Here is a 26743-nt window from a genome sequence, read left to right as displayed (position 1 = left end):
TCTCACCGGCTCAGGGCTCGACGACCAGCTTTCCGAGGAACGAGTCGTCCAGTACGGCCTGCTGGGCGTCCTTCACCCCGGCGAGGTCGTACGTGCGCGCGACCTGCGGCACGAGCGACCCACGCTCCAGCAGGGCCGCCAACCGGCCGAGCACCCGTGCCACGTCGGGCGTGTTGAACATCGAGACGTGGTTCACCGTCAGCGCCTTGCCACGGTGTGCGGGGACGTTCGGGAAGGTCGCCTCGGGGTCCGAGTTGCCGATAGCCGCGATGCGTCCCCGGAACGCCGCGACCTCGCAGTCCAGCCCGAGGTAGTCGTCGAGCCGGTGGTCGAGGATCACGTCGGGCTGGCCGGTCTCGCGGATGGCGTCCGCGAGGTCGTCGCGCCCGTAGTCGAGCACGTCGTCGGCCCCCAGGTCAGCGAGGTCGTCGTGGTACGCCGGGCGCGCCGTGGTCGTGACGCGGGCACCGGCGGCCGCCGCGACCTGGACGGCGACGTGACCGACGCCGCCCGACCCGCCGTGGACGAGAACGCGCTCGCCCGGGTCGAGGTCGCACCGCGCGACCAGCGACTGCCACGCCGTCACGCCGACCAGGGCGCCCGCGGCGGCTGCCGCGAATCCCACCCGGTCCGGGAGCCGGGCGAGCCGGTCGGTCGGGACCGCGACGTACTCGGCGCACGTCCCCGGGCGGTCGTTTCCCAGCGCGGTCGCGACCACGCGGTCGCCGGGGTCGTACTCGGTCACGTCGTCGCCGACCGCCGTCACCACGCCGGCGGCGTCGCTGCCGGGAATCCACGGGAGGCCCCCCGGCGCGTACGACCCCTCCCGGAAGTACGTGTCGACGGGGTTGACCGACGCGGCACGCACCTTCACCAGCACCTCGTCGTCGTCGGGGGTCGGGCGGTCGACGTCCTCGACCATGAGCTGTTCCGGCCCGCCGTGGTCGTGGTATCGGACGGCTCGCATGGGCGGGCCGACGGGCGCGCCCGCCTAAAGCCGTGGGGGTGGCGGCGGCACGACCCGGAGCACGCCACCTGCGAAACGTATTCCAGCGACGACGGCGTGGCTCCAGGTATGAGCGACACGGCCGACGACCCCGAGACGTTCGACGCCGGCGGCATCACCCTCGAGAAGCGCCGGGAGTTCGTCTGGGAGATCCCCCAGGACGAGGCCGAGGGGATGCGCGTCCCGGCCCGCATCCTCGCCAGTCGGTCGCTACTGGAGGAGATCAAGAACGACAAGACGCTCCAGCAACTCCGGAACACGACCCACCTCCCCGGCATCCGGAAGTACGCCATCTGTATGCCCGACGGCCACCAGGGCTACGGCTTCCCGGTCGGCGGGGTGGCCGGAATAGATGCAGAAGAGGGCTGTATCTCCCCCGGAGCGGTGGGCTATGACGTAAATTGCGGAGTGAGAATGATAAATACAAATCTCTCCTACGACGACCTCCGCGGCCGCGAGGAGGAACTCGTCGACGCCCTCTTCGACGCCGTCCCCTCGGGCCTCGGCGGTGGCGGGGTCGTCGAGAGCGACATCTCGACCGTGGAGTCGGTCCTGAACCGGGGTGTCGACTGGGCGCTCGAACACGGCTACGCCGTCGAGGACGACCTGACCCACTGCGAGGACGAGGGGATGCGCCACGACGCCGACCCGGACGCGGTGTCGAAGAAGGCGAAGGACCGGGGCCGCACGCAGCTGGGCTCGCTCGGCTCGGGCAACCACTTCCTGGAGGTCCAGCGTGTCACGGACATCTACCGCGAGGACGTGGCCGACGCGTACGGACTGGAACCGGACCAGGTGGTCGTCCTCATCCACTGTGGCTCCCGGGGGCTGGGCCATCAGGTCTGTACGGACTACCTCCGGAAGATCGAGCAGGCCCACCAGGGGCTCCTGGCGCAGTTACCCGATAGGGAACTGGCCGCGGCGCCCGCCGGCTCCCAGCTCGCCGAACAGTACTACGGCGCGATGTGTGCCGCCATCAACTTCGCGTGGGTCAATCGGCAGCTCATCACCCATCGCACCCGCGAGGTGTTCGCCGACGTGTTCGACGCGGACTGGCAGGACCTGGGGATGGACCTGCTGTACGACGTGTCCCACAACATCGCCAAGCGGGAGTTCCACGAGGTCCCCGACGGCGCGGGCGGCACGGAGCAGCGCGAGCTGTTCGTCCACCGGAAGGGTGCCACGCGGGCGTTCCCGGCGGGCAATCCCGAGGTCCCGAAGGCCCACCGTGACGTGGGCCAGCCCATCATCATCCCGGGCAGCATGGGCGCCGGGTCGTACGTCCTGCGCGGCGGCGAGAACTCGATGGCCGAGACGTTCGGCTCCACCGCGCACGGCGCCGGCCGCCTGATGAGCCGCACCCAGGCCAAACAGGACTACTGGGGCGGCGACGTGCAGGACGACCTCCGCGAGCAGGAGCACATCTACGTGAAGGCCTCGTCGGGCGCCACCATCGCCGAGGAGGCGCCCGGCGTCTACAAGGACGTGGACGAGGTGGTCCGGGTGAGCGACGCGCTCGGCATCGGGGACCGGGTCGCGCGGACGTTCCCGGTCTGCAACATCAAAGGCTGATAATTTCCAACTAAATTCACATATACAATATATTACATAATTATTCCGACCATATTTGTCTTATTTGCTGAACGAGTTGTCCGCTGTCTCCAGCCGCGTCACCCCGTCGACCCCGTCGAAGCCGTCGTCGAACGAGTAGAGGTACTCGATGTCCTCGCGCTGCATGTAGGCAGCGATGGTCGCGTCCACGAACGACAGGTCCGCGTACTTCCGGAAGAGCGCCTGCCCGGCGGTGAAGTCCGCACGCGGCGCGTGCGAGGTATCGAAATGAGCCCCTTCGACAAGTCGGTCGAGCATCCCGGTCGCGGGCGCCGGACCCAGCCGCTCGCGAACGAGATTGAGCGTCTCCGCGAGGACGTAGTTGGTGACGATGCCGTCGGGTAGGTCACCGTGGCCCACCGCCCGGACGATCTCCATCGCCGGGTCGTTGGTACTCGTCGCGGGCGCTGGCGCTCGCGAACAACAGCGTTGGTGTCCAGTAGCGCGACCGGCATCACTCGGCCCCGAACTCGCGCTCGGCCTCGACCGCGTCCGTCTCACCGGCGTCGACCGGCTCGAAGTCGTCGAAGACACCCTCGCGCTGGCGGATGACCGCCACGGTCAGGTTCCCATCCTCGTCCACATCCCACCGGAGCTTGTCACCGGGACCGATATCGAGCTGACGGCGGATGTCCGCCGGGATGGTGACCATCCCCCGGTCACTTAACAATATCAGCCGCTCCCGCCTATGCCCCGGAACCGGTGACGGATTTCCGTCTTCGCTTACGCGAGTCCGAGGCGACCAGTCTGTCAGTTGTCAGATAGCAACTGCTGAATACAATGTGCGAATCGGTCACGCCATGATGGCAGAGATAGACCGAGAAGAATCGCTAAGTACAGCCCGTCTGGTGAACGGTCACTTCTCTACTATTGAATCAGTACTAAGTGACAGCTCCCTTAACCAGATTCCGACGAATCACCTTTCAGATAATACATCTGTGGTGTATAGGTGACGACCTGCTGCTCTCGTTGATTTTCCCCCGATATCTCGACAGTAAGAAGCCCCCGGTCGGGTAACTTCTCCGAGGGTCGTTTCCCGGTGACTGTTCGGGAGACTGTTATCGTGTCCTCCGGAAACACTGGGTTTTCCCACGAAACTCCTTCAACCCCGGGAGACCCGATTGCTGCTGAGTCTGCTCCGGCGTCTTGAACGACCATCCCGTGGCACGAACATATCGTATGCCACCCGCTTGCGATAATTCCACCAAATGGTGATTCCTGCTCGGCCCGTTCTTCGTCGGTGTGCAGCCAGAGCGGGTCGAATCGCTCGGCGAACTCGATGATCTCCGACTTCGTTAGCGAGAACGACCCGACCGTCTTCGTGTCTCCAACCTCGTAATCCTCGAAGTACTTCATCCGCGTGCAGATTGCAGTAGAGCAATCTTATATTGGTGCGCGAGATCCCATCGCCGGAAGTGACTTCCACCTCTGGAAGTGGCGTGATGTATTTGCCTCTCGGGACCGCTCTGCAACTATGAGCGATAGGACTACACGTTCAGAGGCAGATTTCAGCCCGGAGCAGGTCAGAGACGTGAGTTGCGAACAAATCCGTTCGGAAGGTCCAACGATTTTGGAGTTGTTCGAGGTACTTAGCCGGTCGCGAGGACTTGAAGTCCTCGCGCAGTTCGCTGACGAAGCCGGTCCATGGCGATTCAAGGAGCTTGAGAATCAACTCGGTATCCCACCGAATACGTTGACCCGACGATTACAGGAACTCGAAGAGTTCGGGTTGCTCACGCGAGAGGTGCGCGAAACAATCCCACCCCATGTACAGTATACAGCAACGGAAAGTGCATCCGAACTTCAGCCGGTTCTTCAGTATCTCTATCGGTGGTCAATGCGAAAACACGGCAGGTCAACTCATTCGAATGCGGACACAATCAACGAGAGTAGCGGAATCGAAGAACAGTAACGTTGTATCTCTCCTTGGTGGCTATTTCACAACTGTTTTCGTGAAACGGATGGCGGCAAATTGCTGACTGCATCCTCTGTATGCAGCACCGCTAACTGGAACTGCTGGCACCCTGTCAAATTTGCATGGTGCACAGGGAAACCGGCCGCTATTGGACACCTACGCAACCCGTTTCCAGAATTGTGACTCCGGCAGTAGAACCGGCAGCGATTGTTGGTAGCTTCCAATCGTCACACGATTGTCGTGACACTGGCAAGGTCTCCAACATCAAGGGCTGAGCGGACGCTGGCGGCCGCCGTAACCGCCGGCGCTGCCGCTGGCCGTCGAGGGCTAGAGGAAGGAGCCGGTCGCGTGGACCGGCGGACTGTACCCCCAGTTCAGTGTGTTACTGCTGACGTGGGGCTCGCGCCTCGCGGACGTCGGCTCCGTCCCGTAGCTTGTCCTCGCAGTGGGGACAGACACGGACGGTATCCATGCCCTGCGGGGCGAACACCCGTACGTACGCCTCGCTAACGTACGAGTCGCAGTTGTTGCAGTGGGGCACACCTAACGTCTACTTAGTCTCATATTTAACGCTTTGGTTCGAACGGAAACTCCGCCGGTCGAGCACCCCCCTCGCCCTCGCGTGATTGCACGACCATCAGCCACGAAGAAAGTCGAACGAGACATCGTCCAGCGACAGGTTCGGGTCGACCTCCTCGCCGTCCTCGTGCCGGACGAACGAGAGGTAGAACGGTCGCCCGCACCCCTCGCCGCGGGTCTCGCTCGCGCCACAGACGAGTTCCACGCCGTCGGCGTCGATGGCGTCGCCGTCCAGCAGCGGTGGCTCGGTTCCCGCCTCGAACGCCTCGTAGACGGGTACGTACGTCCAGCCCGCCAGCGGGTCCGGCGTGACCGCCTTGTCCGCGAGGTAGGCATCCCGCTCCAGCTCCACCACCGCGTCACACCGCGGGCAGGTGTACGTGACCGTGACCATACCGTCCGTACGGTGGCCAGCGGCTAAACGACCACGCCCGACGCCCCAGCCGCGCACGCCCTCGCCGTGGTCGGGTTCGGGGCCGACACGCCTTTGACCACCCCGCGAGTGCCCTCGCGCATGATCGACGAGACGGTCGCGGAGATCCGCGACATGCAGACCCACAGCTCCTCCGTCGTGGCGGTCAAGGCGGCCGAGGCGCTGCGGGAGGTGCTGGACCGGGAGTACCCGTCGCTCGAGGAGTACGTTCGCGACCTCGAGCGGAACAGCCAGGCGCTCAAGCGCGCCCAACCCTCCCACGCGACCCTGCACACCACGCAGGGACAGATACAGGCCTCCGTCACGGACGTCGACCACGAGGACATGGCGGCCGCGAAGGCGGCCACCGAGGACGCCATCGAGGCGGTCGTCGAGCAGGTCGAGACCGGCAAACGGCAGGCCGCCGAGAACGCCGCCGACGCGCTCCGTGACGGTGACGTGGTCCTCACGCACGATTACTCCTCGACCGTGCTGGAGGCGCTGGAACTCGCGGCCGCCGAGGGCCGCCACCTCGAGGTGTACGTGACCGAGGCGCGCCCGCGCTACCTCGGGCGCAAGACCGCCCGCACGCTCGCGGGCATCGACCGCATCGAACCCAACCTGCTCGTGGACTCGGCCTGTGGCGAGGTCCTCCCCGAGTGCGACCGCGTGATGGTCGGGATGGACTGCATCGTCGAGGACACGTTCTACAACCGCGTCGGCACCTTCCCCATCGCCGCGACCGCGGCCGAACTCGCGGTCCCGGTCACCGTCGTCGGCGCCTCGACGAAGGTCATCGACGAGGGCGGTTTCCAGTTCCAGAACGAGTACCGCCCGGCGAGCGAGGTCATGCTCGAACCCGCCGACGGGTTCGACATCGAGAACCCCGCGTACGACGCGACGCCGATGCATCTCGTCGACTCGGTCATCACGGACGAAGGGACGCTGTCACCGTAGCCGGGCTTCAGGCCGGGATGGACTCCTCGAACACGGGCTGGACGACCAGTGTGCGACCGCACGTCGGGCATCCGTAGGCCCGTCGGTGGTCACCGTCCACGGACCGCTCGGTGACGACCCAGTTCCCCTCGGTTGGAGCCCTGTGGCCGCAGGTGGGGCAGAACAACACCGACTTCCGCGGCGCGGGGGTACCCCCCTCTGCCACCGGATGGGTTTGAGCGGATTTCATTACCATGTATAACCCTCGAGAGCGGTTAACGCTGACGGTGGGAGCGGCGGCTCCCCGGGGATGCAGCGAGAAGAAGCCGAACGCCCACTCAGGCGTACTTCGCGACGATGTTGAGGACCTCGTCCAGTTCGTCGCCGTCGAGCGCGTAGCGCTCCTGGGCGAACACGGACCGGACCTCGTCACGGTCCTGCGGGAGGGTGTCGGCGATCTTGTGGGCGGTCTTCTCGTCGAGCTTCTCCAGTTCGAGGAGGTCCTCGACGAGCGCGCGGCCGTCCTCGCCGCTCATGGCGGCGAAGCGGTTGGCGTGGTCGATGGCGCGCGCCAGTTCGTAGCGCATCTCGCGGTCCTCGTCGAGCGCGCGCTCCTGCTCGACCTCCGCCAGCAGCTCCTTGGCCTCGGCGGTGGTGACGTACTCGGCGTCGAGCGTCTCCTTGAAGATCGTCATGCGGTTACTCCGTCTGTCGGCGGAGGTGTGCGGGCTTCGTGATGATGGTCTTCTCCTTGCTGCCGTCGACGATGGTCACCTTGTAGGCACGGCCCTGCTGTGCCTCGACCTCGCCGGTGTGGCCGTTGAAGCGGGGGTGGAAGCGGCCGCTCGGCACGCTCGGGTCGATGTGGAGGTGGACCTTGTCGCCCGCCTCGAACTCCTCGACGGCGCGCTGTGGCGGGGAGGTCCCCCGCTCGCGGGGCTTGTTCCGTAGCTTGTTGCGTGTTCCGTGAAGGGGCCCGTTGGAGCTCGGCATAGTCGTGAGACGGAATTGACCCGAGGAGTACTTGAATGGTGTGTTCTGTGTCCGACGCCGTGGGCGCCGCCGAACCGCTCGGCGTGGTCACTACGGCGCAAGCACGCGTCCGAAGAAGGGGCCGTTCACCGGACCTCGTCCGGGCGAAGCGCCGTATCAGACTGGAGCCATGCGTGCTCCTCGTCCGTCCGGTACACCACCACGTCACCGCCCTCCTCTCGAAGCTCGAGGGCGTCCATCTCGGCCTCCCAGCGCTCCTCGTGGCTGGGCTGGGGGCACCGTTCGCCCTCGAGCAGCTCGCGGGCCTGCTCCTCGGAGAGGCCCGACATCGCCGCACGGAAGGCCCACGGCGCGAGCGGGTCACGCGCTGTCTCGACCTCGGAGGTCGTCGAATCCTCGCGGGCACCGGCGCTCATGCCGACCACCCCGACGTTGCCCAGGTCGAGCGCTGCCTGCTGTGGGTCATATCGGCAACGATGGGCCACGTCTGCATAAGTAGGTCGGGCGTTCTCGCGTCCTGAAAACGGCCTCCACGGCGGCCAGAAGGCTTATACCTGCCGAGAGGGGTTCGCCGCAGAACCGGCTCGACGGCGGAGCTGGCCTCAGATGCGACCGACTTCCTCGACCTGCACCGACTCGACGCCCTCGACGCCGGAGAAGGCCTCCTCGACGGCCTCCGTGCCGCCGGCGTCGTCGGGGACGATGACGGTGGGGAACAGCGCCACCAGCCCGAACGCGACGTCGTCGCGCTGGGTGCCCTTGATATGGGCGCCCTCGGGGAGGGAGGATTCCAGACGCTCCTGGAGCGCGTCCAGGTCCACGTCGGGGCTCTCCGGCATGACCTTGAGTTTGGCTGCGACCTTCCCCATCGTCAGGGCCCCGTGAAGCCACAGTCCGGACACTCGTAGAGGTTGCTCTGCTTGCGGCAGGTGGCACACCGGAAGATCAGGTGCCCACAGTCGGGGCACTTGAACCGGGCGGCGTTCGTCCCGGCGATGTTGATGCCACAGGAGACGCACTGGCGCGTCTCGCTGTTGTCGGCCTGGCTCATACCTCCGTTTGGTCGTGGACCGGGTTTAAGCCTTGCCAACCGGGCCGCAGACCCCGGGAGCCCGTGACACGGCGACCGCCGTGGGCACCCGATACCCCGCAATGGGGAGCCGACATCGCCGACCCGTCCCGCCTGGTTTCAAGAGCCATCCGCCCGCCAGCAGGGGCATGGCAATCGTCGACGCCGTGTTCTACGCGATCCATCTCCTCGTCGGGGCGCTCTGGACCGGGAGCGTCCTGTTCGCCGCCGCTGCAGTGCTGCCGACCGCCCGCGCGGGCGAGGTCAGGCCGGAACCGCTGTCGGCCGTCTTCAGCCGGCTGACGACGCTCTCACGGGGTGCCGCGGTCGTGATGTTGCTGACGGGCGGGCATATGGCCGCCCAGCTCTACACGTTCGAGAGCCTGACCGCCAGCCCGCGGGGCCATCTCGTCCTCACGATGACGCTGCTCTGGCTCGTCATGACGGGGCTCGTCGAGGTCGGGAACAGCCGGCTACAGGACGGCCTCGACGCCAAGAAGGTCCGCTCGCCCGCACGGACGGCCGGGCGGTTCTACCGCGCGGCCGGCGTCGTCGCCGTCCTCCTGCTGCTCGATGCGGGCGTCCTGGCCGCCAACAGCGCCGGGGTCCTCCCGCTCTGACCCGAAGGCGTTAGTCACGGCCGCCCGACGGACCCGTAATGGCCGACGACCCGGCGTCCGGACGGTACCGACCGCGCTCCGGGGCCGACCGCTCCACCGACATCCCCCCGGCGCCCGAACCCGACGGACTCCCGCTGCTCGGCAACACCCACCAGTACCTCCGGGACCCGCTCACCTTCCACGAGCGCCACGCCCGCGACCTGGGCGACGTGGTCCGGGTCCGACTCGCGGGCGGCAGCTTCCACTACGTCACACACCCCGAGGACATCCAGCGCGTCCTCGTGAGCGACCAGCACCGCTTCCGGAAGGCCTCGCAGGTCGCCGAGGCCGGCGGCGGCTTCCTCACGGACGGGATGTTCCTCGCGACGGGCGAGCAGTGGCGGCGCGCACGCACCGTCGCCCAGCCCGCCTTCTACCGCGAGCGCGTCGAGCGCTACGGCCGCCACGCCGTCGCCGCGACCCGAGAGGCGACGGCCGGCTGGTCGGACGGTGACCGCGTGGACCTCGGGGCGGTCACCAAACGGGTCACGCTCGACGTGCTGGTCCGGGCACTGTTCGACCGCGACCTCGACGACGAGTTCGGGCAGACCGTCGCCGAGGCCGCACGCACCGTCAACGACTTCCTGGATGCGACCTCGCTCCGGACCGTCCTGCCGCTCCCGGACTGGCTCCCGACCCCGTCGAAGCGGCGCTTCGAGGCCGCACGCGCGGACTTCGACGACGCCGTCGACGACCTGCTCGACGACCGCGGAGGTCCCGGCGACGACGCCGCGACCGACGGCCCGACATCGATGGACGCCATCGAGGACCCGGACCTGCTGGACCTGCTGCTGGCGGCCAACCGCGCCGCCGACGAGGACGACCGGCTCTCGCGCGCCGAACTCCGGGACAACCTCGTCACCTTCCTGTTCGCCGGCCACGAGACGACCGCGCTCGCGCTCTCGTACGCCGGCCACCTGCTCGCGGGCGCGCCCGACGCGAGCGACCGCCTCACGGCCGAGGTCGACGCGCTCGGCGGCGAGCCGACGGTCGCGGCCCTGCCCGACCTCCCGTACACGGAGGCGGTGGTGAAGGAGTCGATGCGGCGGTATCCGCCGCTGTACACGCTGTTCCGCGAACCGCTCGAACCGGTCGACCTGGGCGGCCGGCGCGTGCCCGCGGGCGCGACGCTGGTCCTCCCCCAGCGCATCGTCCACACGGACCCGCGCTGGTGGGACGACCCCGAGACGTTCCACCCGGAGCGGTGGCTCGACGACGACTCCGAGGACCGCTCACAGGCGGCCCCTGCCGCCGATGACCGCCCCGAATACGCCTACTTCCCGTTCGGTGGCGGCCCACGCCACTGCATCGGCGCGCGGTTCGCGATGCTGGAGGCGCGGCTGGCGCTGGCGACGCTGGCCCGTGACTGGCGGTTCACCGACCAGGGCGAGGTGACGCCATCGCTCAACGTCACGCTCCAGCCCGAGGAGCCCATCGAGGTCACCGTCCGCCGGCGCTGAGGCCCCCGTCCGAGGCGGTCCGGGCGACGGCCGTGTGCCCGACGCCGGCCCGGAACAGCACCCAGCCGGCGAACAGCGCGAGCGTCGCGAGTTCGGCCAGCAGCAGCGCACTCGTCGGGTCCGAGAGGAGGAACGTCGCCGCAACGAGCGCGCGGACCACCCACAGCACGGCGACGAACGCGGCACCGCCGACGAAGAGGAGGCCGGTGCGGGACCGGTCGCCCGCGCTCGCAGCCGCCCGCCACAGTCGGAGGCCGTCCACGAGCGGCGCTGTCCAGCCCGCGAGATAGGCGGCCGCGAGTGCCGGAAGGTGCGCCACCGACGGGGCGGGGAACAGACCCGCGAGGCCGAGGCCGGCGAACGCCACGCCGGCGAGCGCCGTCGTGACCCGGCCGTGGCGGTCGGACGCCGCTCCCCACCAGACGCTGACGGCGACCAGCCCGAGCAACCCGGCGAGGACGAGCCCGTAGTCGAACGGGAACGCGCCCGCCCCGCCCGGGCGCCCGAGGTCGGAGAGCCGGGCCCGGACAGGGAGGATGCGGACGGTCGGGTCGAGGGCGAGTCCGAGGAGGACGGCGAGAGCGAGGCTCGCGACACTGGCGGCCCCGACCAGGCGCGTGCGCGAGTCGGTCACGACTGGTGCCCCACGGCGCCGGGGCTTGTGTGTGACGCTTGGTGGCGGAGCGGTCGGTGGCGTCGGGAGCGGTCGGTGGCGTCGGGAGCGGTCGGTGGCATCGGGAGCGGTCGGTGGCGTCGGGAGCGGTCGCGCAGGAAGCGCTCGCCGGGGACACGGCCGACGGGCGCAAAAACCGCGGCAGATATCCGCCCAAATCCACATTGGAGGTGGCCGTGCAGCGTCGACCCGACCGAATGAACGTACAGGTAGAGTGCTGGTGTGGGGACGAGATGGATGTCCACGGCGACCCCATCGAGGCCGAGGCCGACCTCCGGACGGAGTGCCCGAACTGTGGACGGAGGTACGTACTGACGCTGACCCGCTACCGGGACGCAACCGACGACTGAGTCCGGTCGGTGGGGCCCGCGCGCAGGTCACGCTCGCGCTCCCGGCGACGCTCGGCCCGGCGGGTCTGCAGGGAGTCCTGCAGCCGGTCGGCCACCGTCTCCCGGAGGTCGGTGGCGCGGTCGGCCTCGATGTCGAGCGCCTTCGGGTCACCGCTCGTCAGGCCCCGCGACCCGGCCGTGTCGACGACCACCGTCGCGAGGTCACGGCGGCGCTGGAAGATGCTCTCCGTCTCCACGACCGTCTGGACCCGGTAGTACGGGACGACGGTCGTCTCGCGCGACCAGAACCCCGACCGGAGGACGACGTGGTCCTCGAGGACGGCGAACCCGAGGTTGCGCCACTTCAGGTGCGCCCCCAGCGGCGCCAGCAGCACCAGCCCGAGGGCGAGATACCAGGCGAACGAGAACCCCGAGAACCGGTGGACGCCGTAGGCGATGCCCGTGAGCAGGAGGCCGACCAGTGCGTACCGGATAACGTACCGGGTCCGGGCGCGGGCGGGCGGGCGCTCGAACGTCACCTCGCCGAAGGGCTCCACCTCGCGCGCGAGGGCGACGACCCGTGACCGGCGGGCCAGCGGCACGGCCGACTCGGCGCCGGAGTCGCCGGGCGCGTAGCCCGCCGTCTCGACGGTGAGCGACGCGTAGCCGATGCGCCGGGCGAGGACGTTCTCCGAGAGGACCACCGACTGGACCTTCGAGAGCGGGACCGTCCCGGTGTAGCGGTTGAGGAGGCCGCGCTCGTACCGGAGTTCGTCGCCGGCCCGCGAGAGCCGGAAGCCGTAGAAGTTCGCGACCGAGAACGCCGCGCTCGCCAGCACCGCGACGAGGACGATGCCGACCGCGAGCAGCGGTGCCGCGACCGCCAGCGAGAACAGCGGGTCCGTGGCCTGCCGTGCCAGCGAGGGTGCAACGATGGGAACGACCGCCGAGAACAGCGACAGCAGCCGGAGGTCGACCGAGACGACACCCAGCAGCGCCAGCTCGCGGGGCGACATGGCGAACAGCTCCTCCTCCTCGGGGTCGTCCGCGGCCGTCGTCTCGCCGTTCCGCTCGTCCTCGGCCCGCCGTTTCAGCCGGCCGACCTCGGCGCGGAGGCGCTCGGCTTCGGCCTCCGTGACGTACCGGAGTTCGGCCTCCACGTCGCTGCCGCCCGCCGTCTCGACCGTGACGGCGGCGATGCCGAGCGCCCGTTGGACGGCGTTCCGGCTGGTGTCGACGTTCTGAACGCGACCGAGCGGTATCTCGCGGGTTCGCCGGGAGAAGACGCCGGACTCGATATCCAGCGTGTCCTCCGTGAGTTCGTACGCGAACCGCTGCCAGCGCGCGAACTGGTAGAGTCCCGCCAGCGCCAGCACCCCGGCGACGACGCCCAGCGCCACCAGCGGCCCGGCGCCGGGCATCTGCGTCGAGCCGAAGGTGGCGATGACGAGAATCCACCCGAGGCGGGCGGCCGTCGTCACGGCGCCGTACGGGACCGAGAGCGGACTGAGGCGCATCTCAGACCGCGTCCTCCCCCTCGGCGGCGATGGCGAGTCGCTTCAGCCGGTCCTGCAGGTCGTCGGCGCGGTCGGGCGTGAGCCCCGGGATGGAGACGTCCGCGCCGCGCGACCCCGCGGTGTAGACGACGACGGTCGCCAGCCCGAACGCTCGCTCTACGGGTCCGCGCGAGGCGTCGACGTGCTGGATACGGACGTACGGAACGACGGTCCGGACGCGCGTGAGCACGCCGCGGTCGAGGAACAGCGAGTCCGTCCGCACCCGGTACGACCACGACTCGTACCGGAGATGCGCACGGGTCGCGCCGAACAGGAACAGCACCGTGAACACGACCGCACCCACCCACGCCGGCCCGTCGAGGACGACGGACAGCGCCCCGGCGACCGCGCCGAGGACCACCGCGGCGAGGGCCGCTCGAAGGAACCAGACCAGCCGGACGGTCGACTCCAGCGACTGTTCGGGCCCAGTCAGCTCCGCCACGTCGACCGCGGCCGGGTCCAGCGGCTCGGTGGCGGCCCCGCCCTCGGCGGCTCCGTCGTCACCGTCGGTCACCGCCCGGACCGCGGGCTCGGCGGTGGCCGTCTCCGCCGGGGTGGCAGCCTCGTCGCTGCTGCCGCCCCGGTCGTCCGGTTCCGGCGTGGCGTCGTCGACCGGCCCGTCGCCGTCACTCATTGGTTCCTCGGATGGGGCCGTGGCTAAAGTAGCCCCCGACCCGCGACCGAGCACGGATCCGTGCCGTCGGCCGGTGGCCGCTCATGTGCGGTGGATGCGCCCCGCCGCTACCCGGATACGCGGCGAGTAGTGGAGGAGCGGCTCACCCCCAGGGTGGTCGAACCCGTTCACGTCGAACAGCTCGTTCCTGACGAGGTCCGCGCTCGCGGGGGCCAGCTCCCACCGGGGGTGGTCGATGTCGCCGTACCAGAGCCGGCCGCGCCCGTCGGCAGTGTAGAACCGGTAGTTCTCCGTGAGGAACGCCGGGAGCGAACCCGGCTCGGGGACGAACGACGCCCCATCGGGGCCGTACGCGGCCGCGAAGGTGGCCGAGCCGTCGGGCCGCTGGGAGCGGAACGCCACCCGGTCGCCGGCCGCATCGATGGTCATGTTCGCCCGGTAGTACGGGAGCTGGAACAGCGAGCGCGCGACCGTCACGCCGAGGCGGTCGTCGGCGTCGAGGTTGAAGAAGTAGACCCCGCGCCCGCCGTCCTCGGGGGCGTCACCGCTCGGCCCGTCCGCCGTCTCCCGGACGTACGTCCGGAGGTTCAGCTCGCCGAAGGAGAGCCCCACCGGCGCGAACCGGGGGCCGATGTCCCGCATCACGAACGGCACGACCCCGAGGTAGGCGTCCCCGTCGTAGGTGTCGACGGCGAGACCGTCGGGGAGCCGCTCGTCGAGGGTAGCGGGGTCGACCCGCCAGTGAGCGAACAGCAGGTCCTCCCACACCATCGAGAGGAGCTTGCAGTCGGCGAAGCCGGCACACATGTGTTCAGCTACGTGGCGACGACGTATCGAACTGACGGCGTGGGCGGCCTTCGCCGGAGGGGCAGCCGGCAACGGGGTACCGTGACCGGCGCTCGACACGAGCAGGTACGCCACCGGGAGCCCACAGCACCGGTTGGAGAGTCACAACAGCCATATTCCGCGAATCTCCCCCATTACTCCATTATCCACCATACAGGCAGATTCTGCAGGTAGTAATTCTCGGGGGCGTGCGTTCGCCCCGGCGCTGGAGCTTTGTGGGTCGCGGTGACAGGCGTCCACATGGAGTTCCGAGTCGTCCAGGGCGACATCGCGGCACAGTCCGCCGACGCGCTCGTGAACGCGGCGGGGACCAGCCTGCAGATGGGGAGCGGCGTGGCGGGGGCGCTCCGGCGCGGCGCCGGCCGCGAGATCACCGAGGAGGCGGTATCGAAGGGGCCGGTCGACCTCGGCGCGGTGGCCGTGACCGACGCGTACGACCTCGATGCCCGGTACGTCATCCACGCGGCGGCGATGCCCCACGACGGCGACGGGCAGGCGACCCGCGAGTCCATCCGGACCGCCACGCGGAACACGCTGGCGCGGGCCGACGAGTTGGGCTGTGGGTCGCTCGTGGTTCCGGCACTGGGAACGGGCGTGGCCGGGTTCGACCTCGACGAGGGGGCACGCATCATCTGCGAGGTCATCGACGCGTACGACCCGACGACCCTCTCCGACGTCCGGGTCATCGCGTACTCCGACGACGCCTTCGAGACCGTCCGAGGCGTGGCAACCACCATCACAGAGAGTGTGTGACATCCCCCGGGCGCACACGGGCTGACGAAGACGAATCCGGCCGTTCGGCCCGTTCCAGGCCGGATTATCTCGCTCTGAAACCGTTAACGGTGGTTAAGTGACTGGAGGGACTACACGGATGTATGACGGGAGTCGAATCGGCTGGGGCAGGTCTGGACGACGCCCCAGCCACGGCTCCCCCGTTCGGCGAGGCGGTGCCGTCGAACCTCCTCCTGCTGGGGCCGTCGATGGAGGGGGACGGCGACGCCATCGTGCGGCTCATGGAGAGCGTGACCGGCACGCCCTCCCTGCTCGCGGTGTCGCTCCTCCGGGACCCCGACGAGCAGATCGCCTCGTGGGAGGACCGGTGGCGGAAACCGCCGGAGGCGGTCGCCGCCATCGGCTGCAACCACACGGGGACGACGGGCGATAGCGCCGAGACCCCCTACCGTGCGACCACCGTCGCCGACCCGGGCGACCTGACGGGACTGGGTATCCGCATCAACGAGTGCCTCGACGCCTGGCAGGAGCGCCAGTGCGTCGTCGCGTTCGACTCCGTGACGACGATGCTCCAGTACGCCGACACCAAGCAGGTGTTCCAGTTCCTCCACGTCCTGACGAGCCGGATGAAGCGGTCGGACGTGATGAGCATCTTCTACATGGACCCGGACGCACACGACGCGCAGACGGTGTCCACCATCCGGAGCCTGTTCGAGGGCGTCTACGAGTGGTCCGAGGACGGCTGGGAGCGGAGCTAGCTCCAGTCGTGCCAGGTGACCGGCGCGTCGGGCAGGCCGACGACCCGGACGAGGTCGCCCTTCTCGTCCTCCTGCACCTCGACCGTTCCGTCGAACGCCTCCTGGAGCATCGACACCGTCGCCTCCTTGACCTGCTCGGTGTCCAGCGTCGCGATACCGAAGAAGCCGGCGTCGTCGATGCGGTCCTGAACGACGTGGCAGAACTTGAACACCCCACTCCGGTCGAGGGGGTCCAGCATCCCCGTCAGCGAGAGGACACCGATACGGACGCGAGGGACGTCGATACGGTCGATGGCGCCGTTCAGTTCGCGCCCGATGGCGGCGAGGTCGTCCGGGCTCTCGACGTCGGCCGACTCGCCGGAGACATCGATGACGGCCAGCCTCCCGTCCAGCCCCCCGCCGGAGTGGTCGGCGAGTTCGCGCTGGAGATCGGCGGTCGACCGGTCCGTACTGACCGGTACGATGCCCTCCTCGGCCTCCAGTCCGGCGAGGAGGATCTCGTACGCCGCGCGCTCGGCGACCGCCTGGGGACCAGTGACGAGAAGCGTCGTTCCGGGTGTCTGGGTCCGGGCCTCGGCGACGGGAAACGACGAGCCGAGGTGGTAGGCGTCCCCGTCGTTCGTGACTCCGCTCATAGTAGTGAGAGTATCGCGAGTTCGTAGGGTAGAGTTATGATTCCTCGGGTTCCGTGCGCTGGGCCCCCTCGTCGATGCTCCGGAGGGCGGCGACGAAGCCGGCGTCGTCGCCGGCACCCGAGTCCGCGTCCTCCAGCTCGGCCTCCAGCTCGGCGAGGCGGGACTCCAGCTCGGCGAACGCCTCGCTCTCCGTGAGTTCCTCCTCGCTCTTGCGGGCCTTCAGCGTCTCCTTCTTCGCCAGCAGCGAGGTGTACTCGTCGAGCGCGTCCGAGTAGGCCTCCTGCGAGCGGAGGCTCTCGATGGTATCGCGCAGTCGGTCCTCGTCGATGGGCTTCGTGAGATAGGCGTCGAACCCCATCTCGATGATGTCGAAATCCGGCTCGACGGCCGTGACCATGGCGAACTTCGCCTCGATGCCCTGGTCCTGCATCTCCGCGAGCGTCTCCTTGCCCGACAGTCCCGGCATCATCCGGTCGAGCAGCACGACATCGACATCGTCCTCGACGAGTTCCAGTGCCTCCTCCCCCTCCGCGGCCGTGATGACCTCGTAGTCGCCCGCGAGCCAGAGTTCGTACGTCCGGCGGAGTTCCTCCTCGTCCTCCACCACCAGCACCGTCGGCTGGTCGTCCGCCGGCCCGTCGCTTTCGCTCATGGGGCCATCATCGTCGCCCTCGGGAATAAACCCTCACCCGAGGCATCGGCACCCTGATACGAGCCACGTGGGCGGGTTCCCGGCCGAAGCCGGGCCGTCAGGCGGGGACCTCGACCACGTCGGTCAGGTCCTCCGAGGGCTCGTCCGACTCGGGCGTGGCCCCGCTGAACCGGAAGACGAAGACCGCCCCCTCGGGGTCGTTGTCCTCGATGGTCACCTCGCCGCCGTACTTGCGCATCATCGTGTCGACGAAGAAGAGGCCGAACCCGGAGCCGGTGCCGTCCTCGTGGAGGCCCGTCTCGTCGCGGCGGAACACGGCGTCCTTGAGGTCGTCGTCGACGCCGGGGCCGTTGTCGGCGATGCGGAGTTCGACGGCCGTCCCGGCGTCGTTCTCGTTCCCGGAGTGGTCGGCGAGCGCGTCGTCGTCGCGCGTCGTCGCCGACACCACGACCCGTGGGTCGTCCTTGTCGTTGTGCTCGACGGCATTCGAGAGGACGTTGCCGACCACGTCGTCCAGCAGGTCGTCCGCACGGACGTGGACCGGGTCGGAGGGCAGGTCGGTCTCGATGGACACCTCGTCGTAGGTGGTCCGGATGGTGTCGAGTTCGCGTTCGATGACCCCCTGCAGGTCGATGGGTTCCAGCCGGGGGTCGCTCGTCCGGAGCGCCTGCAGGATGGCCCGGGTCCGCTCGACCTGATCGACGACGCCGCTGGTCTGCGTGAGGATGGTGTCGGCGAACTCGAGGATACGGTCGTCCTCGGCCTCGTCCTCGATGAACTCCGCCCGGGACTGGACGATCATCATGCTGTTGAGGATGTCGTGTCGGATGATGCTGTTCAGCAGCTCGAAGTTGTCCCGGGCCCGTTCGGCCTGGCGGGCGTCCCGGCGGCTGGTGACGCTGAGCGAACCCATCGCGGCCCCGCCCGCTGCCCCGACACCGGCCATCACCGCGACGACGTACTGTGGCTCGCCGACGGGCCGGGCCTCGGCCAGCCGGACGATGATGGTGGTGTAGACCCCGCCAGCCACGAGAGCCAGTCCGGCGAGTCCGAACAGGGTCACGCGCCAGCGCTCGTCCCGGTTGAACGAGGACGAGGCGAGCCGGTATCCACCGTAGACGACCACCAGTGCCGGGATGGCGATCTGTGAGAACGCCACGACCGGCCCCCACTCGATGGCCAGGTTGTCCAGCTCCCGATTGAAGTTCCATAGCCCGACAGCCAGCAGAAACACCCCGACGCCGCCGAGTGCGAGCGGGGCCCCCCACGGGCCGCGAAGGCGTCGCATACCACCACTCTGGAACACCGTTCGGAAACAGTTTGCGGGTGTGCGTGGCCCTCACTCACTGCTCGATGGCTCCGCCCGCTGGTCCTTTCGGAGCGCCTCCTCGCGGAGTTCGTCGTGGGCGTGCCAGGTCCGGGGACGGCAGGCGACGAACACCGCGACCGCGCCCAGCACGACGAGCACCGCGGTCACGACGGTGCCGGGCACCATCCCGATGGCCGCACTCGCCGGCCAGGTGTCGGGCCCGAACGCGGTCACGCGGACGACCCACGCACCGTTCAGCACCGCGAGCAGCGGGAGGTAGATACGCCGGAGCCGGTGTGCGATGGCCTCCTCCGCGGTGATCTTCAGCGTCGGCTGTCGGTAATCGTCGGCCAGCTTCGACCGCCAGTCCGGGTCCTGTGGCTCTCGTTCGTCCAGTCCGGCGGCCCAGACCTCCTGCTGGAGGGCCCGGACCCGCGAACGCCAGATATCGTACGCACGGTAGCGGCGGGCCTCGATGGTGAGGAACGTCGCCAGCACGACGTTCCCGATGAGCAGCAGGTAGTGTGGGTTCTGTTCGCTGGAGAACGACCACGTCAGGACCGCTGCGAGCACGATGACGGCCCAGTTGGTGGTCCGGTCGAGGCGCTCGCGCCAGAACTTCATGCGGTGAATCTCACCCCGGTAGAGGTGAGCCATCGCGGAGCTGGGGCCCATCTCCGCGTCGAGGAGCCCCTGCCCGACGGACGGGTCCGGGCCGACCCCGTCGCCGTGAGTTGTCGCCCCGTCGGTGGCTCGTGTGGTGGATTCGGAGCCGTCTTCGGCATTAGCCCGCTCCACGTCCTCCTCGGTCGGAGCGTCAGCAGGAGACATGGGATTCAGACCAGCAGCTGGATGTCGGCGTCGGCCATCTCACTCAGCGCGGAGGCGGCACCCACGCCGGTCGTGACCTCGTCGTAGAACTCGGCCTCGTCGTAGTCCATCATGTCGGCGGTCATCTGGCAGGCCTGCAGGTCCACGCCCATCTCCAGACAGGTGTCGACCAGTTCCGCGATGGTGGGGGTGCCGACCTCGTCGATCTGCCGGTTCATCAACTCGGTGGTCAGCCGGTCCATCCCCGGCAGCGCGGCGACGAGGTTCGGCATCGGGGTGTTCGGGTTCCCGACAGAGGAGAGCTGGAGCTCCTTCGAGCGCTCCTCGTGGAGTATCTCGAGCCCCCAGAACGTGTGGAACACCGTCACGTCCCAGCCGAACGCGGCGGCCGTGGACGCGAGGATGAGCGGCGGGTACGCCATGTCCAGTGTCCCCTTCGTCGCGATGATGGTCATCCGCTTCCCGTCGTCGGCGTCGTCGGCCGCCGTACCGGATTCGAGTTCCTCGACGCGCTCCTGCAGGGCCGTGACCTGTGCCTGGAGCTCGGCACGGGAGGGGCCGTCGGCGCCGCCATCGTCGGGCCCGGCGTCGGCCGGGTCACCGCCCTCGGACACGTCGGAGCTCATGCGGTCTTCCGGACGACGTGTCGGAACACGTCGCCCTCGTCGGACTGGTCCAGCAGTTCCACGCCCGCCGTGGTGTCGGCCCAGCCTGCGATGTCGCTCATGCTCCCACTGTCAGTCGCCACGACCTCCAGCACCTCGTCCGCATCGAGCGTGTCGATTGCCTGTTTGGTCTCGACGACCGGCATCGGGCACGAGAGACCCTTCACGTCCAGTGTCTCCGCGATGTCGTATTCCGTGCTCATGTGGGAACCACCATCTTGTATCTAGAACACAATTCTTGTGCAATACTCAAAAGGTATTCGGTCGGAAGAACAGGATGCGGCTGAGCCCATGCCAGCCCATGACGCCCATTCTGCCCAGATTTGAAGCCCACATATAGTTCGGGGGAGTCTGACGACGAGACGCAGCGTCCGGACATACCGAGAAGGTTGTGCGATAGTTGCAAACTGTTTTGGGTAACCGGGCCGAACGAGTCCGCAATGACAGGGGACTCCGCGAACGTATCCAGTGATACGATGACACCCGAGGCGCTGCGCGGGCGCCTCGACCAGGGGGAACCGGTCGGGCTCCTCGACGTGCGGGCCGAGTCCGAAGCCGAGCAGTGGCGTATCGGCGGTGAGTCCGTCGACTACCGCAACGTCCCGTACTTCCAGATGCTGGAGGGGATTCCGGCAGAGGTGCTGGAGGACCTCCCCGGGCCCGAGCCGGTGGTCGTCGTCTGCGCGAAGGGGGACTCCAGCGACTTCATCGCCGAACAGCTCCGCGAGGCGGGCGTCGACGCGGTCAACCTCGAACGTGGGATGCGTGGCTGGGCGGACCTCTACGACTACACAGAGCTCGCGGCCGACACGGACGCGACCATCGCCCAGTACCACCGACCCTCCAGCGGCTGTCTGAGCTACCTCGTCGTGGACGGGGACGAGGCCCTGGTCGTCGACCCGCTGCTGGCGTTCGTCGACGAGTACGCGCAGGACGTCCGGACGCTGGGCGCGGAGCTGACGTGCGCGATGGACACCCACGTCCACGCCGACCACGTCTCGGCGCTCTCGGAACTCGGCGAGCAGGGCGTCCGGACCTGCCTCCCGGAGGCGTCGGTCGACCGTGGCGTCGCGTTCGACGTCGACCGGGAGCTGGTGGACGGTGACACGTTGGCCGTGGGCGACACCACCGTCGAGGTGGTCCACACGCCCGGCCACACCTCGGGCATGACCTCGCTGCTCGTCGACGACGCGGTCCTGCTGACGGGTGACGGCCTGTTCGTCGACAGCGTCGCGCGGCCCGACCTCGAGCACGCGGCGCCCCGCGCCGCAGATGGTCGAGCGGCAGAGCCGCGAGACGAGGGGGACGAGGGCGCACCGGATGCCGCGGCCCAGCTCTACGACACCCTCCAGCGGCTGCTGGAGTATCCCGACGACCTGCTCGTGGCGCCGGGGCACGCCAGCGAGCACACGCCCACCCGCGAGGATGGCTCCTACACGGCCACGCTGGGGACCGTCCGCGAGCGCCTGCCGGTCCTCGACGCGGACCGCGAGACGTTCATCGAGCGGGTGCTCGCCGACATGCCGCCCCGCCCCGCGAACTACGAGGCCATCATCGACACGAACATGGGTCGTGGCGACGTGGACCGTGACCAACTACTCACCATGGAACTCGGACCGAACAACTGCGCGGCGAGCGAGGGCCGGCTGGATGGGGCGGCGCCACGCGCCGCCGACAGTCGAGCGGCCGGGGCGCGAGACGGGGGCGACGACTGATGCGCCGGGACGCGCTCGGCGCCGTCCTGCTCCAGGCCGACCCCGTGGTCGAGCAGTTCCCGCCGTGGCTGGCCACCTACTTCCCGGACGGCGTCCTCAGCTACGCCATCGGGGGCCTGTTCATCGGCCTCGGCGTGGCGGCCATCTACTTCGGAACCGGCATCATCGCGGGCGCTTCGACGTTCCTCGAGACGACGCTCTCGTACGGCTCCCGGCTCTCGCGGTTCAACCAGGGGACGTACCTCGCCTCGCGTGACTGGCGGGTCACGTTCACCGCCGGCATCGTCATCGGCGCCGCCGTCTACGCCCTGACGCTCGGGCCCGGTGGCTGGACCACGGCGGTCCAGCCCTGGCGGTTGCTGGCGGGCGGCGTCCTCGTCGGCGTCGGCACCCGCATCGGCAAGGGGTGTACCTCCGGACACGGCGTCTGTGGCGTCGGCTCCGTCTCGAGCACCAGCATCACCAACGTGGTGACGTTCATGGCCGTCGCCATCGGGACGGCACAGGTCGCACTCGCGCTGGGGGTGGCGCCATGAGCGACTCGGACGTCGAGCCCGACGGCCGCGGCGCGCGCTTCCACGCGGTCATCCTGTTCGGCGGCATCCTCTTCGGCTTCGGCCTCGGCGTGAGCCGGATGGCCCGTCCCGAGGTCGTGCTGGACTTCCTCCAGCTACAGGACCTCGGGCTGCTGTTCGTGATGGGCGGCGCGGCGGTCGTCTCGGCGCTGACCTTCCACATCGGGACGAACGTCCTCGACCGGCGCGCACCCCTGACCGGTCGCGCGTACACCCGGCGTGTGCGCGAGATGGACCGGAACGTCCTGGTCGGCGGGAGCATCTTCGGCGTCGGCTGGGGGCTCTCAGGTATCTGCCCGGGCGCCGCGTACGCCAGCGTCGGCATCGGCAACTGGCCCATCCTCTGGGCCATCGGTGGCATGTTCCTCGGCGCGTACGCGCAGGGGTTCGCCCGGTCGAAGCTGGCCGAGCGCGACGCCGGGACGGAGGTCACGGGTGCGGACTGACGGCGGCCGCAGGCGGGCCCGCACGTCGGCCGAGTGCCGCTACAAGCCACGGACAGGCTCTTGTGTGGGAGGTGAGTACCAGTAGCCATGCCCGACGCGATGACCGAGCTCCTCCAGCAGGAGATGGAGTGTGAGAGCCTGCTGGACTGCTTCCACGGACTCTCGGAGCTCGACCGCGAGGTGTTCCGCCTGCTGGTCGAGGCCGACGAGCCCCAGACCGTCGACGAGCTCGCGGCGGCCGTCGACCGCGAGCGGACGACCGCCTACCGGTCGGTGAAACGGCTCCGCGAGGCTGACCTCGTCGAGCGCGAGCAGGTCAACCAGGACGGCGGGAGCTACTACCACGTGTTCTCGCCCCGCGACGCCGACGAGATCGCCGACGCCATGCAGCGGACCCTCAACGACTTCTACGCGAAGATGGGCCAGCTCGTCGGCGAGTTCCGGGAGAAGTACGCCGAGGCGGAGGCCGGCGGGACCGACGACGGTCCCGAGGAACCGCTGACCGCGGAATGATCGACGGCCGCGACGACCTCCAGCCGACCGCATTGGAACCGCTCCAGCGTCAGTGAGACCGGCAGGTCTAGCGGCAACATGGTACGTGGCACGAGGGGAGAAATCCGAGTTTTATGCCCACTCTTCGTGTGTGGTCGCACATGGACTCCGCCCGGGCGCGGCTTCGCGATGCTGGTGTCGACATGGCGGCTGTGGGACTGGTTCTCTCGTTCTATCTGTACACGTATGGCCGCCGGACGTTCTCTCGCCCGATAATCTACGTAGGGCTCGGGCTCGTACTGGTGACGGCCGTCGCGACGCTCGCGACCGTGTTCACCGGGCCCGTCGACCGCGCTGGCCGTCGCCTGCGCCAGTGGTTCCTCGTCTGTGTCACGGTTCTGCTCGTCCTCACCGCCGGTACCCAGTTCTACGGCTGGAGCACGGATTTCGAGATCGCGGCAGTCGAGGCGTACCTCATCGGGATCGGGTTCATCGGTAGTTCGGCCGTTGTCGCACTGCTCGCCGCCGGGCTGGTGCTCCGGTCCGCTGTCGGCCTCCAGACCAGTCCACGCAGTCCGGACGAGATCACGCAGGACGTGCTGGACGATGACGACAGTGCCGTCGAACAGCAGGAATAGCAGGCGGCGGCACCGGCGCGACGCGTCGAACTCGACGGCCTCGTTCGCTCACCTGACACCGCCTCGCGGACGGCCCGAAGACGGAAGTGCGATGTATTGCAAGAACCAGCACAGATGGAGCCGGTGCTCTCACAGCCGGTGCTCCGGCTGGCTGTGGCCGCGGCGCTGGGGATGTTCATCGGCTTCGAGCGAGAGCGCTCGGAGAAGGCTGCCGGCGTCCGGACGTTCGCGCTGCTGAGCCTGGCCGCCGCCGTATTCGTCGTGCTGGAGGAGCCGCTGTTGCTGGCGGTCGGCGGGCTCCTCGTGGTGGTACTGGGCGGACTGCTCGGCGCGCGCGCCGTCGTCGGCGAGCGCGAGGGACTGGCGCTCACGACGACCATCTCGATGCTGGTGGCGTACGGTGTCGGCGCGCTGGCCGGCGCGGGGGAGCTGGTCCCGGCCGTGGCCGTCGGGGTCGTCACCGCCCTGTTGCTGGTCTCGAAGCGCGAACTCCACGGCGTGGCCGACCAGCTCTCGCGAGAGGAGGTCCGGGCGGCGGCCCAGTTCGCCATCATCGGGTTCGTCGTCTACCCGCTCCTGCCCGCCGGCGAGCGGTCGGTCGCGCTCGCGGGGACGACGGTGGCCGTCGAGCCGCGGGTGGTCTGGGCGATGGTCGTCACCGTCGCGGGCATCGGCATCGTCAACTACGCCGCGGTCCGGGTGTACGGCGGCCACGGTATCGCCGTGACGGGCTTTCTGGGCGGGCTGGCCTCCTCGACCGCCGTCGTCGGCAGTGCGGTCGAGCACGTCCGCGAGGACGCGGCGGCGACGCCGTACGCCGTGGCTGCGGTGCTGCTGGGGAACGCGGCGATGTCGCTCCGGAACCTGGCCATCGCGCTCGTGTTCACGCTCGGCGCGGCCGTCCCGCCGCTGACGGCCGTGACGCTCCCGCTCGGTGTCCTCGCCGTGGGGAGCGTCGCGGCCGCGGCCGTCGTCGCCGGCCGAGGGGGCTCGCTGGACGTGTCGCTCGACCGGCCGTTCACCCTGCGGTACGTCCTCTCGTTCGGCCTCCTGTTCCTGCTCGTCGTGGTCGCCGGGAGCCTCGCGGACTCGCTGTTCGGGACGGCGGGCTTCTACGCCACGGCGGCGCTGGCGGGCCTCGTGTCGTCGGCCGGCGTGACGACCTCCGCGGTCGTCCTCTACCGGAGCGGCTCGATGCCCGCCGAGGAGGCCGTCGTCGGCATCCTCGTGGCGACCGCGGCGTCGCTGGTGGTGAAGGTCGCCCTGACCGCGCCCGCGTCCGACAGACAGTTCACACTGCGCGTCGCGGGCTGGTCGGGCGCGGCGGCGCTGGCGGCCGCGGCGGTTACGGTCGCGGCGCTGTTCACGTGATAGCCGGGCGGATGGGCTCCCGCGGCTCGGCCCCGCCGGGGGACTTTTGCCGGAACGCCACCGAATCGAGAGCATGGACCTGACGCCGGAACAGCGGGCCGTCCGGGAGGCCGTCCGCGAGTTCGCCCTGGAGGAGATCCGCCCGGTCGCCCGCGAGGCAGACGAGAACGAGTCGTTCCCCGAGGAGGTCTGGGAGGGGCTCGCCGAGATGGACCTGACCAGTCTCACCGTCCCCGAGGAGTACGGGGGCTACGACGCCGACGGACTGACCTACGCGCTCGTCAACGAGGAGGTCGCCTACGGGACACTGGCGGTGGCGACGGCACTGTCCGTCCACTCGCTCGCGACCTCCTGCATCGCCAAGTTCGGCACCGAGGAACAGCAGGAACGCTGGCTGCCGGAGATGCGCGACGGCTACCCCGTGGGCGCGTTCGCCCTCTCGGAGCCCCACGCCGGGTCGAACCCGGCCGAGATGTCCACCGTCGCGCGCCGCGAGGGTGACGAGTACGTCATCGACGGCGACAAGCAGTGGATCACCAACGGCGAGCGCTCGGGCGTGGTCATCCTGTTCGCGAAGACCGACCCCGACGACCCCGGGAGCGTCACGCAGTTCCTCGTCCCGAAGGAGGTCGACGGGTTGAGTGTCGGGAAGAAGGAGGAGAAGCTCGGCCTGCGAGCGAGCGACACCACCTCGCTCACCTTCGACGGCGCCCGCATCCCCGCCGAGAACCGCCTCACCGAGGAGGGGCGTGGGCTCTCGGCCGCCCTGGAGATTCTGACGGGTGGGCGCGTCGGCATCGCCGCCCAGTCCGTGGGGCTCGCCCAGTCAGCGCTCGACCTCGCGACCGAGTACGCCACCGACCGCGAGCAGTTCGACCAGCCCATCGCCGACTTCCAGACAATCCGGCACAAGCTCGCGGATATGCGGGCGGACACGCAGGGTGCGCGGCTGCTCACCTACGATGCCGCGCGCGGGCTGGACGAGGGCTCGCCGCCCGCCGAGGCCGCGTCGATGGCGAAACTCAAGGCGAGCGAGACGGCCATGGACGTGACCAACGAGGCCGTTCAGATCCACGGTGGCTACGGCTACACCACGGACTTCCCCGTCGAGCGCCTGTATCGCGACGCGAAGATAACCACCATCTACGAGGGGACCAGCGAGATACAGCGGACCGTCATCGCCCGGGAGTGGCTGGGCGAGCGGTAGTCGTCGGGGCCGGGGCACAAGCCGTTTGGTCGACGGGAC

The 26743-nt window shown here is 69.0% G+C and carries 36 protein-coding genes and 1 pseudogene; 15 read left to right on the top strand and 22 right to left on the bottom strand.

Annotated elements, in window-relative coordinates:
• Positions 1 to 10 precede the first annotated feature (10 nt).
• A complete protein-coding gene (locus NL114_RS13780) occupies positions 11 to 967 on the bottom strand; it encodes an alcohol dehydrogenase catalytic domain-containing protein (RefSeq protein WP_254821499.1) in 957 nt (318 codons plus the stop codon).
• Positions 968 to 1075: 108 nt separating this feature from the next.
• Between NL114_RS13780 and NL114_RS13775 the strand changes: the two genes are divergently transcribed.
• Positions 1076 to 2578, top strand: a complete 1503-nt coding sequence (locus tag NL114_RS13775; protein WP_254821498.1) for an RtcB family protein — start codon at positions 1076 to 1078, stop codon at positions 2576 to 2578.
• A gap of 60 nt (positions 2579 to 2638) precedes the next feature.
• Here NL114_RS13775 and NL114_RS13770 read toward each other — a convergent pair.
• From NL114_RS13770 to NL114_RS13760, 3 genes and pseudogenes are all read right to left on the bottom strand, one after another.
• Positions 2639 to 3072: pseudogene (locus NL114_RS13770) on the bottom strand (type II toxin-antitoxin system VapC family toxin).
• Positions 3072 to 3269, bottom strand: coding sequence for an AbrB/MazE/SpoVT family DNA-binding domain-containing protein (locus NL114_RS13765; RefSeq protein WP_254821496.1), 198 nt, complete (start codon positions 3267 to 3269; stop codon positions 3072 to 3074). The pseudogene NL114_RS13770 and the gene NL114_RS13765 overlap by 1 nt, the downstream one beginning before the upstream one ends.
• 245 nt (positions 3270 to 3514) lie before the next feature.
• Entirely contained in the window at positions 3515 to 3973 is a 459-nt protein-coding gene (locus tag NL114_RS13760) for a MaoC/PaaZ C-terminal domain-containing protein (protein ID WP_254821495.1), read from the bottom strand.
• Positions 3974 to 4091: 118 nt separating this feature from the next.
• On the opposite strand from NL114_RS13760, the gene NL114_RS21740 reads away from it, so the two are divergent.
• Positions 4092 to 4529, top strand: coding sequence for a winged helix-turn-helix transcriptional regulator (locus tag NL114_RS21740; protein WP_350355375.1), 438 nt, complete (start codon positions 4092 to 4094; stop codon positions 4527 to 4529).
• A 385-nt stretch (positions 4530 to 4914) separates the two neighbouring features.
• Here the strand turns inward: NL114_RS21740 and NL114_RS13755 are convergent, their stop codons facing one another.
• Positions 4915 to 5073 carry a DUF7563 family protein gene (locus NL114_RS13755; protein WP_254821494.1) on the bottom strand — a complete coding sequence of 53 codons (159 nt, stop codon included), beginning with the start codon at positions 5071 to 5073 and terminating at the stop codon, positions 4915 to 4917.
• 96 nt (positions 5074 to 5169) lie between these two features.
• Positions 5170 to 5505, bottom strand: coding sequence for a DUF7969 family protein (locus tag NL114_RS13750; protein ID WP_254821493.1), 336 nt, complete (start codon positions 5503 to 5505; stop codon positions 5170 to 5172).
• A gap of 120 nt (positions 5506 to 5625) precedes the next feature.
• Here NL114_RS13750 and NL114_RS13745 point away from each other — a divergent pair, with 120 nt between their 5' ends.
• Positions 5626 to 6480 (top strand): eIF2B alpha/beta/delta subunit family protein, encoded by an 855-nt coding sequence (locus NL114_RS13745; protein WP_254821492.1) that lies wholly within the window; start codon positions 5626 to 5628, stop codon positions 6478 to 6480.
• A 7-nt stretch (positions 6481 to 6487) separates the two neighbouring features.
• Here NL114_RS13745 and NL114_RS13740 read toward each other — a convergent pair whose 3' ends face one another.
• The 6 genes from NL114_RS13740 to NL114_RS13715 form a co-directional block, all read right to left on the bottom strand.
• On the bottom strand, positions 6488 to 6709 hold the full coding sequence (locus NL114_RS13740) for a DUF8106 domain-containing protein (RefSeq protein ID WP_254821491.1): 222 nt from the start codon (positions 6707 to 6709) through the stop codon (positions 6488 to 6490).
• A gap of 88 nt (positions 6710 to 6797) precedes the next feature.
• Positions 6798 to 7154 (bottom strand): RNA polymerase Rpb4 family protein, encoded by a 357-nt coding sequence (locus NL114_RS13735; protein ID WP_254821490.1) that lies wholly within the window; start codon positions 7152 to 7154, stop codon positions 6798 to 6800.
• A 4-nt stretch (positions 7155 to 7158) separates the two neighbouring features.
• A complete protein-coding gene (locus NL114_RS13730; protein WP_254821489.1) occupies positions 7159 to 7452 on the bottom strand; it encodes a 50S ribosomal protein L21e in 294 nt (97 codons plus the stop codon).
• Positions 7453 to 7577: 125 nt separating this feature from the next.
• Positions 7578 to 7868: a hypothetical protein gene (locus NL114_RS13725; RefSeq protein WP_254821488.1), complete on the bottom strand. Its 291-nt coding sequence runs from the start codon at positions 7866 to 7868 to the stop codon at positions 7578 to 7580.
• A 186-nt stretch (positions 7869 to 8054) separates the two neighbouring features.
• A complete protein-coding gene (locus tag NL114_RS13720) occupies positions 8055 to 8321 on the bottom strand; it encodes an elongation factor 1-beta (RefSeq protein ID WP_254821487.1) in 267 nt (88 codons plus the stop codon).
• 2 nt (positions 8322 to 8323) lie between these two features.
• Positions 8324 to 8503 carry an HVO_2753 family zinc finger protein gene (locus NL114_RS13715; protein ID WP_254821486.1) on the bottom strand — a complete coding sequence of 60 codons (180 nt, stop codon included), beginning with the start codon at positions 8501 to 8503 and terminating at the stop codon, positions 8324 to 8326.
• Between the two features lie 167 nt (positions 8504 to 8670).
• On the opposite strand from NL114_RS13715, the gene NL114_RS13710 reads away from it, so the two are divergent.
• Entirely contained in the window at positions 8671 to 9141 is a 471-nt protein-coding gene (locus tag NL114_RS13710; RefSeq protein ID WP_254821485.1) for a CopD family protein, read from the top strand.
• A gap of 38 nt (positions 9142 to 9179) precedes the next feature.
• Positions 9180 to 10640, top strand: a complete 1461-nt coding sequence (locus NL114_RS13705) for a cytochrome P450 (RefSeq protein WP_254821484.1) — start codon at positions 9180 to 9182, stop codon at positions 10638 to 10640.
• Here the strand turns inward: NL114_RS13705 and NL114_RS13700 are convergent.
• Complete coding sequence (locus NL114_RS13700) at positions 10621 to 11274, bottom strand: hypothetical protein (protein WP_254821483.1); 654 nt, start codon at positions 11272 to 11274, stop codon at positions 10621 to 10623. The genes NL114_RS13705 and NL114_RS13700 overlap by 20 nt on opposite strands.
• A 236-nt stretch (positions 11275 to 11510) precedes the next feature.
• On the opposite strand from NL114_RS13700, the gene NL114_RS13695 reads away from it, so the two are divergent.
• The gene (locus NL114_RS13695) at positions 11511 to 11663 is read left to right on the top strand and encodes a hypothetical protein (RefSeq protein WP_254821482.1); all 153 of its coding nucleotides are present in this window, start codon (positions 11511 to 11513) and stop codon (positions 11661 to 11663) included.
• Here the strand turns inward: NL114_RS13695 and NL114_RS13690 are convergent.
• The 3 genes from NL114_RS13690 to NL114_RS13680 form a co-directional block, all read right to left on the bottom strand.
• Positions 11639 to 13159, bottom strand: coding sequence for a PH domain-containing protein (locus tag NL114_RS13690; RefSeq protein ID WP_254821481.1), 1521 nt, complete (start codon positions 13157 to 13159; stop codon positions 11639 to 11641). The two genes, NL114_RS13695 and NL114_RS13690, sit on opposite strands and share 25 nt — an antisense overlap.
• Position 13160: 1 nt before the next feature.
• Positions 13161 to 13661 carry a PH domain-containing protein gene (locus NL114_RS13685; protein ID WP_434084116.1) on the bottom strand — a complete coding sequence of 167 codons (501 nt, stop codon included), beginning with the start codon at positions 13659 to 13661 and terminating at the stop codon, positions 13161 to 13163.
• 252 nt (positions 13662 to 13913) lie between these two features.
• Positions 13914 to 14639: a YqjF family protein gene (locus NL114_RS13680; protein ID WP_254821480.1), complete on the bottom strand. Its 726-nt coding sequence runs from the start codon at positions 14637 to 14639 to the stop codon at positions 13914 to 13916.
• Positions 14640 to 14918: 279 nt separating this feature from the next.
• Here NL114_RS13680 and NL114_RS13675 point away from each other — a divergent pair, with 279 nt between their 5' ends.
• Both NL114_RS13675 and NL114_RS13670 read left to right on the top strand, forming a co-directional pair.
• Positions 14919 to 15431, top strand: a complete 513-nt coding sequence (locus tag NL114_RS13675) for a macro domain-containing protein (protein WP_254821479.1) — start codon at positions 14919 to 14921, stop codon at positions 15429 to 15431.
• 122 nt (positions 15432 to 15553) lie between these two features.
• A complete protein-coding gene (locus NL114_RS13670; RefSeq protein ID WP_254821478.1) occupies positions 15554 to 16168 on the top strand; it encodes a DUF7504 family protein in 615 nt (204 codons plus the stop codon).
• On the opposite strand, the gene NL114_RS13665 is transcribed toward NL114_RS13670, so the two are convergent.
• From NL114_RS13665 to NL114_RS13640, 6 genes are all read right to left on the bottom strand, one after another.
• Positions 16165 to 16803: a DUF7504 family protein gene (locus tag NL114_RS13665; RefSeq protein ID WP_254821477.1), complete on the bottom strand. Its 639-nt coding sequence runs from the start codon at positions 16801 to 16803 to the stop codon at positions 16165 to 16167. The two genes, NL114_RS13670 and NL114_RS13665, sit on opposite strands and share 4 nt — an antisense overlap.
• 34 nt (positions 16804 to 16837) lie before the next feature.
• On the bottom strand, positions 16838 to 17455 hold the full coding sequence (locus tag NL114_RS13660) for a response regulator (protein ID WP_254821476.1): 618 nt from the start codon (positions 17453 to 17455) through the stop codon (positions 16838 to 16840).
• A gap of 97 nt (positions 17456 to 17552) precedes the next feature.
• Positions 17553 to 18743 (bottom strand): sensor histidine kinase, encoded by a 1191-nt coding sequence (locus NL114_RS13655; RefSeq protein WP_254821475.1) that lies wholly within the window; start codon positions 18741 to 18743, stop codon positions 17553 to 17555.
• A gap of 51 nt (positions 18744 to 18794) precedes the next feature.
• The gene (locus tag NL114_RS13650) at positions 18795 to 19595 is read right to left on the bottom strand and encodes a DUF2270 domain-containing protein (RefSeq protein WP_254821474.1); all 801 of its coding nucleotides are present in this window, start codon (positions 19593 to 19595) and stop codon (positions 18795 to 18797) included.
• 5 nt (positions 19596 to 19600) lie between these two features.
• Positions 19601 to 20221 (bottom strand): DsrE/DsrF/DrsH-like family protein, encoded by a 621-nt coding sequence (locus tag NL114_RS13645; RefSeq protein WP_254821473.1) that lies wholly within the window; start codon positions 20219 to 20221, stop codon positions 19601 to 19603.
• Complete coding sequence (locus NL114_RS13640; RefSeq protein ID WP_254821472.1) at positions 20218 to 20463, bottom strand: sulfurtransferase TusA family protein; 246 nt, start codon at positions 20461 to 20463, stop codon at positions 20218 to 20220. Before NL114_RS13640 ends, NL114_RS13645 begins: the two co-directional genes overlap by 4 nt.
• A 237-nt stretch (positions 20464 to 20700) precedes the next feature.
• Here NL114_RS13640 and NL114_RS13635 point away from each other — a divergent pair, with 237 nt between their 5' ends.
• From NL114_RS13635 to NL114_RS13605, 7 genes are all read left to right on the top strand, one after another.
• Positions 20701 to 21975 carry an MBL fold metallo-hydrolase gene (locus NL114_RS13635; protein ID WP_254821471.1) on the top strand — a complete coding sequence of 425 codons (1275 nt, stop codon included), beginning with the start codon at positions 20701 to 20703 and terminating at the stop codon, positions 21973 to 21975.
• Entirely contained in the window at positions 21975 to 22511 is a 537-nt protein-coding gene (locus tag NL114_RS13630; protein WP_254821470.1) for a YeeE/YedE family protein, read from the top strand. The genes NL114_RS13635 and NL114_RS13630 overlap by 1 nt, the downstream gene beginning before the upstream one ends.
• Entirely contained in the window at positions 22508 to 22996 is a 489-nt protein-coding gene (locus NL114_RS13625; protein ID WP_254821469.1) for a YeeE/YedE family protein, read from the top strand. Before NL114_RS13630 ends, NL114_RS13625 begins: the two co-directional genes overlap by 4 nt.
• Positions 22997 to 23083: 87 nt before the next feature.
• Complete coding sequence (locus NL114_RS13620; protein WP_254821468.1) at positions 23084 to 23509, top strand: helix-turn-helix domain-containing protein; 426 nt, start codon at positions 23084 to 23086, stop codon at positions 23507 to 23509.
• Between the two features lie 140 nt (positions 23510 to 23649).
• On the top strand, positions 23650 to 24126 hold the full coding sequence (locus tag NL114_RS13615; RefSeq protein WP_254821467.1) for a hypothetical protein: 477 nt from the start codon (positions 23650 to 23652) through the stop codon (positions 24124 to 24126).
• Between the two features lie 114 nt (positions 24127 to 24240).
• A complete protein-coding gene (locus NL114_RS13610) occupies positions 24241 to 25497 on the top strand; it encodes an MgtC/SapB family protein (RefSeq protein ID WP_254821466.1) in 1257 nt (418 codons plus the stop codon).
• A gap of 73 nt (positions 25498 to 25570) precedes the next feature.
• Entirely contained in the window at positions 25571 to 26704 is a 1134-nt protein-coding gene (locus tag NL114_RS13605; RefSeq protein WP_254821465.1) for an acyl-CoA dehydrogenase family protein, read from the top strand.
• The last annotated feature ends 39 nt before the right edge of the window (positions 26705 to 26743 follow it).

It is taken from the genome of Haloglomus halophilum, assembly GCF_024298885.1.
GTDB classification, from domain to species: domain Archaea; phylum Halobacteriota; class Halobacteria; order Halobacteriales; family Haloarculaceae; genus Haloglomus; species Haloglomus halophilum.
This window is presented reverse-complemented; position numbering and strand designations above follow the sequence as displayed.